This is a genomic window from Kytococcus sp. HMSC28H12 (genome assembly GCF_001816045.1).
GTDB classification, from domain to species: domain Bacteria; phylum Actinomycetota; class Actinomycetes; order Actinomycetales; family Dermatophilaceae; genus Kytococcus; species Kytococcus schroeteri.
In genome coordinates this window covers 1-1,415 of sequence record NZ_KV824678.1, presented here as the reverse complement: position 1 = coordinate 1,415, position 1,415 = coordinate 1, and the positions used below count along the sequence as shown (strand labels likewise).

At 77.7% G+C, this 1,415-nt stretch carries 1 protein-coding gene; it reads left to right on the top strand.

Going from position 1 to position 1,415, the window contains the following annotated elements:
* Nucleotides 1-111: 111 nt before the first annotated feature.
* Nucleotides 112-1,415, top strand: a 1,304-nt coding sequence (locus tag HMPREF3099_RS10920; protein ID WP_141762140.1) for a ComEC/Rec2 family competence protein, incomplete at its 3' end; no start/stop codon positions are given.

Here is a 1,415-nt window from a genome sequence, read left to right as displayed (position 1 = left end):
CCCGCCGCTCTGGCCTGGGGCGCCCCGCTGCGGTGGGCGGTCGTGGGGTGCTGTGCCCTGGTGGCGGTGCTCGGCCTCGTCCGTCTGCACCGGGGCGGGCCGAGGAGGCCGGTGCCCACCGCCGTCGCCACGGCCACGGCGGTGGTGACCGCGCTCGTGGTGGCGGCCTCCACACTGGCCCAGACGCAGCACGAGCAGGGCCTGGTCTCCCGGGCGGTGGCCGACGAGTCGGTGGTGACCGCCGAGGTGACCCTGGAGGCCGACGCCCGCCGGGTGGTGAGCGAGGGGCGTTTCGGCCGCAGCGAGCTGGTGCTCGTGCGGGCCCGGGCCCACCGCATCGTGCACCGGGGGCAGGAGTCGACGGCCGACGCCCCGCTGCTCGTCCTGGCGAAGCCGGGTCGGGGCTGGGACGGGCTCACCTGGCGCACGCGGCTCACGGTGAGCGGCCGCCTCGCGCCCTCGGAGCCGGGGGACGACGTGGTCGCGGTGCTCACCCCTGCCCGTGCCCCGCAGGACGTGGCGGCGCCCGGGGGAGGGTGGCGGGTGGCCGAGGGGCTGCGGGAGGGATTGCGGCAGGCGGTGGACCCGGTGTGGGCCGACGCCCGGGGACTCGTGCCCGGACTGGTGCTCGGCGACACCTCGCTCACGCCCGAGGACCTGACCCAGGCCATGACCGAGACCGGTATGACCCACCTCAGCGCGGTCAGCGGGTCCAACGTCGCCATCGTGGTGGGGGCCGTGCTGTGGGTGGCCGCCGGCGTGGGCCTGCCCCGGCGCGCCCGCCCGTGGGCCGCCGCGGCGGGCCTCGTGGCGTTCGTGGTGCTGGCCCGCCCGGAGCCGTCGGTGCTGCGCGCAGGGGTGATGGGTGCGGTCGGGCTGGTCGCCATGACCGCCTCCCGTCGGGCGGCGTCCTTCCCGGCGCTCGCGGCCAGCATGGTGGTGCTGCTCCTGTGGGACCCCTGGCTCGCGCGGTCGTACGGTTTCGCGCTCTCGGTGCTGGCCACCCTCGGGCTCGTGCTCTTCGTGAGGCCGTGGGCCGCGGCGCTGCGCAGGCGGTGGCCCCGCCTGCCCGAGCCGGTGGCGCAGGGGCTGGTCATCCCCGTGGCGGCTGCGGTCACCACCTCGCCGGTCGTGGCGATGCTGCAGGGGCAGGTGAGCGTCGTCGGCCTGCTCACCAACCTGCTCGCCGCCCCGCTCGTGGCGCCGGCCACGCTCGGTGGGGTGGTCGTGGTGCTCGTGCACCCCGTGTCGCCGCTGGTGGCCGGGTGGGCGGCCTGGGTGGCTGCGGTGCCGGCCCAGGTGATCGGCCTGACGGCGCGGTGGGGTGCCGCGGTGCCCTACGGCGCGGTGCCGTGGCCGTCCTCGGGGCCTGCCGCGCTCGGGATGGCGCTGCTCCTCGCGGCCGCGGTGCTGCT